Source organism: Pseudomonas sp. SCPG-7, assembly GCF_002156405.1.
GTDB classification, from domain to species: Bacteria; Pseudomonadota; Gammaproteobacteria; order Pseudomonadales; family Pseudomonadaceae; genus Aquipseudomonas; species Aquipseudomonas parakoreensis.
Genome location: NZ_MVOO01000039.1, coordinates 1 through 4,996 on the forward strand (window position 1 = coordinate 1; position 4,996 = coordinate 4,996).

General features: G+C 61.2%; 1 protein-coding gene. It reads right to left on the minus strand.

Features of this window, described 5'->3' with window-relative positions; genetic code table 11:
* On the minus strand, positions 1-4,996 hold a 4,996-nt coding region (locus B1722_RS28410), incomplete at both ends, for a beta strand repeat-containing protein (protein WP_371851410.1).

Sequence of the window (4,996 nt, forward strand, 5' to 3'; positions counted from 1 at the left end):
GACCGTGGTGGTATCGATGGTGTCGGTGACCTGCGTCACAGCCGGCACGGTGCTCGGTACCAGGTTTTCGAAGTTGCCACCGGTAGCGGTGGAGATGGTCGCTTCGACTTTACCCGCGTCTTTGTAGACATCGTCGGCCGGTGCCGGAACGGTCACAGTGCCGGTGGTTTTGCCAGCCTCGATGGTGATCACGGCGCCGTTGCTCAACGTCACGGTGACTGGCGAGCCAGCGGCGTTGGTCAGGGTCGCGGTGTAAACGATCGAGCCACCTTCGGCCACGGTACCGGTGGCGGACAGCGACAGGTTGGTGGTGTCGACGGTGTCGGTGACGTTAGTGCTGACCGGGGTTTTGTCAGCCACGAGGTTTTCGTAATTGCCACCGGTGACGTCGGTGATCGCGTTGGTCAGAGAAGCATGACCGGTCAATGCATCATTAGGCGCAGTGGTAGTCACGGTGCCAGTGGTTTTACCCACCTCAATGGTGATGTTTTGACCGTTTGCCAAGGTCACGACCACAGGCGAACCGGTCACTGGCGCGCCGACGGTTGCGGTATAGGTGACGGTGCCACCTTCGGCCACTGAGGTATCGGCAGTCAGTTTGACGGTCGAGGTGTCGATCGTGTCGGTGACTTCGGTGACAGCCGGCACGGTACTTGGCACCAGGTTTTCGAAGTTGCCACCGGTGGCGGTGGAAATGGTTGCTTCGACTTTACCGGCATCTTTGTAAACGTCGTCCGCCGGAGCTGGAACAGTCACGGTGCCGGTGGTTTTGCCGGCCTCGATGGTGATGACAGCGCCGTTGCTCAGCGTCACGGTAACTGGCGAGCCAGCGGCGTTGGTCAGGGTTGCTGTGTAAACGATCGAACCACCTTCAGCGACGGTGCCAGTGGCACTGAGCGACAGGTTGGTGGTGTCGACGGTGTCGGTGACATTGGTCAAAACCGGCGTTTTATCCGCCACGAGGTTTTCGTAGTTACCGCCGCTCACGTCGGTGATCGCGTTGGTCAGCGGTGCATGACCGGTCAACGCATCGTTCGGCGCGGTGGTGGTGACGGTGCCGCTGGTCTTACCCACCTCGATGGTGATGTTCTGACCGTTGGCCAAGGTTACGACCACAGGCGAACCGGTCACTGGGGCACCGACAGTCGCGGTGTAAGTGACGGTGCCACCTTCAGCAGCGGATTCAGTCGCGGTCAGTTTGACCGTGGTGGTGTCGATGGTGTCGGTAACGTTGGTGACGGCCGGAACGGTGCTTGGCACCAGGTTCTCGAAGTTGCCACCGGTAGCGCTGGAAATGGTCGCTTCGACTTTACCGGCGTCCTTGTACACGTCATCGGCCGGCGCCGGAACGGTCACAGTGCCAGTGGTTTTACCAGCGTCGATGGTGATCACGGCGCCGTTCGACAGAGTCACGGTGACTGGCGAGCCAGCCGCATTGGTCAGGGTCGCGGTGTAAACGATCGAGCCACCCTCGGCCACGGTGCCGGTCGCACTGAGCGACAGATTGGTGGTGTCGACGGTGTCAGTGACATTGGTCGAAACCGGCGTTTTATCCGCCACGAGGTTTTCGTAGTTACCGCCGCTCACGTCGGTGATGGCATTGGTCAACGGCGCATGGCCGGCCAGCGCATCGTTCGGTGCAGTGGTGGTCACGGTGCCGGTGGTCTTACCGACTTCGATGGTGATGTTCTGACCATTGGCCAAGGTCACGACCACAGGCGAGCCGGTTACCGGAGCACCGACGGTGGCGGTGTAAGTGACAGTGCCACCTTCAGCAGCAGACTCGGTCGCGGTCAGTTTGACCGTGGTGGTGTTGATGGTATCGGTAACGTTGGTGACGGCTGGAACGGTGCTCGGCACCAGGTTCTCGAAGTTGCCACCGGTAGCGCTGGAAATGGTTGCTTCGACTTTACCGGCGTCCTTGTACACGTCATCGGCAGGTGCCGGAACGGTCACGGTGCCAGTGGTTTTACCCGCTTCAATAGTGATTACCGCGCCGTTGGACAGAGTCACGGTCACCGGCGTCCCGGCAGGATTGGTCAGGGTCGCGGTGTAAACAATCGAACCACCCTCGGCCACCGAGTCGCTGGCGGTCAGGTTCAGGTTGGTGGTGTCGACAGTGTCCGAAACCGAGGTGTTCGCCGGTGTCTTGTCGGCCACCAGGTTTTCATAGTTACCGCCGGCAATCTTGTCGATGGCGACGCTCAGCGAGCTGCCGCCCGCCAATGGGCTGTTCGGTGCGACGAAATTCACGCTGCCGGTAGTCTCACCGACGGCGATGGTGATGGTCTGGCCATTGGACAGGGTCACGACAACTGGCGAGCCGGTGACGGGGGCGGTCACGCTCGCGGTGTAAACCACGGTTTCGCCTTCGGCGACATTGGCGGTGGCGGTCAGCGACACGGTGGAGGTGTCGATGGTGTCGTTGACGGTGGTCACCGCCGGCGTGTTGCTGGTGACCAGGTTTTCGAAGTCGCCACCGGTCGCGCCCTTGATGGTCGCTTCAACGGTGCCGGCGTCCTTGTAGACGTCATCCTTCGGTGCATCGACGGTCACGGTGCCGGAAGTTTTACCGACTTCGATAGTGATCACCGAGCCATTGCTCAACGTCACGGTCACCGGAGTGCCGGCGGCGTTGGTCAGGGTGGCGGTGTAGGTGATCTGGCCACCTTCGTTCACCGCCGGCGTCGCGCTCAGCGACAGGTTAGTGGTGTCGACGGTGTCGGTCACGGTGGTGCTGACCGGCGTTTTGTCGGCAACGAGGTTTTCGTAGTTGCCGCCGCTGACATTGGTGATCGAGTTGTTCAGCGGTTCGTGACCGTTCAGCGCATCGTTCGGTGCGGTGGTGGTCACGGTGCCGATGGTCTTGCCGATGTCGATGGTGATGGTCTGACCGTTGGCCAGGGTCACAACAACAGGCGCGCCAGTCACTGGAGCGCCGACAGTAGCGGTGTAAGTGACAGTGCCGCCTTCAGCCACCGAAGTATCGGCGGTGAGTTTGACCGTCGAGGTGTCGATGGTGTCGGTGACTTCGGTAACGGCTGGAACGGTGCTTGGCACCAGGTTCTCGAAGTTGCCGCCTGTTGCATCCTTAATCGTGACTTCGACCTTGCCGGCGTCTTTGTAGACGTCATCGGCTGGCGCTGGAACGGTCACGGTGCCGGTGGTTTTGCCCGCGTCGATGGTGATCACGGCGCCGTTGGACAAAGTCACGGTTACCGGCGTACCGGCCGGGTTGGTCAAGGTTGCGGTGTAGACGATCGAACCGCCTTCAGCGACGGTGCCGGTCGCGGCCAGCGACAGGTTGGTGGTGTCGACGGTATCGGTCACGGTGGTGCTGACCGGGGTTTTGTCGGCAACCAGATTCTCGTAGTTGCCGCCGCTCACGTCGGTGATGGCGTTAGTCAACGGCGCATGACCGTTCAGCGCATCGTTCGGCGCGGTGGTGGTGACGGTGCCGGTGGTTTTGCCCACTTCGATGGTGATGTTCTGACCGTTAGCCAGGGTAACGACCACAGGCGAACCGGTTACTGGAGCACCGACAGTCGCGGTGTAGGTGACCGTGCCGCCTTCAGCCGCGGACTCGGTTGCGGTCAGTTTTACCGACGTGGTGTCGATGGTGTCGGTGACTTCGGTCACGGCTGGAACGGTGCTCGGCACCAGATTTTCGAAGTTGCCGCCGGTTGCACTGTTGATGGTGACTTCAACCTTGCCAGCGTCTTTGTAAACGTCATCGGCTGGTGCTGGAACGGTCACGGTGCCGGTAGTTTTACCGGCTTCGATAGTGATCACCGAGCCGTTGCTCAGGGTCACGGTGACTGGTGTGCCCGCTGGATTGGTCAAGGTCGCGGTGTAGACGATCGAACCACCTTCAGCGACGGAACCGGTGGCGCTGAGCGACAGGTTCGTCGTGTCCACGGTGTCAGTGACGGTGGTGCTGACCGGGGTTTTGTCAGCGACCAGATTTTCGTAGTTGCCGCCGCTCACGTCGGTGATGGCGTTAGTCAGCGGCGCATGACCGTTCAACGCATCGTTCGGTGCGGTGGTGGTCACGGTGCCGGTGGTTTTGCCGACTTCGATGGTGATGTTCTGACCGTTGGCCAGGGTCACCACGACTGGCGAACCGGTCACGGGTGCACCGACAGTCGCGGTGTAGGTGACCGTGCCGCCGTCAGCCGCGGACTCGGTTGCGGTCAGTTTCACCGACGTGGTGTCGATGGTATCGGTGACTTCGGTCACGGCCGGAACGGTGCTTGGCACCAGGTTCTCGAAGTTGCCGCCGGTTGCCCCGTTGATGGTCACTTCAGCCTTGCCGGCGTCTTTGTAGACGTCATCGGCAGGTGCTGGAACAGTCACGGTGCCGGTGGTTTTGCCCGCTTCGATGGTAATCACCGAACCGTTGGACAGGGTCACGGTAACGGGCGAGCCAGCAACGTTGGTCAGGGTCGCGGTGTAGGTGATCGAACCGCCCTCGGCGACCGAGTTGGTGGCGCTGAGCGACAGGTTCGTCGTGTCCACGGTGTCAGTGACGGTGGTGCTGACAGGGGTTTTGTCAGCGACCAGATTTTCGTAGTTGCCACCGGTGACGCCGGTGATCGAGTTGGTCAGCGGTTCGTGACCCGTCAGCGCGTCGTTCGGCGCGGTGGTGGTCACGGTGCCAGTGGTTTTGCCGACTTCGATGGTGATGGTCTGACCGTTCGCCAAAGTGACAGTCACTGGCGAGCCAGTGACTGGTGCGCCAACGGTCGCGGTGTAAGTGACAGTCCCGCCCTCGGCCACCGAGGTATCGGCGGTCAGTTTGACGGTCGAGGTGTCGATGGTGTCAGTCACTTCAGTGACCGCCGGAACGGTGCTCGGCACCAGGTTCTCGAAGTTGCCGCCGGTGGTACCGGTAATGCTGACTTCAACCTTGCCGGCGTCTTTGTAGACGTCGTCGGCAGGCGCGGGAACCGTCACGGTGCCAGTAGTTTTACCGGCTTCGATGGTGATGACCGAG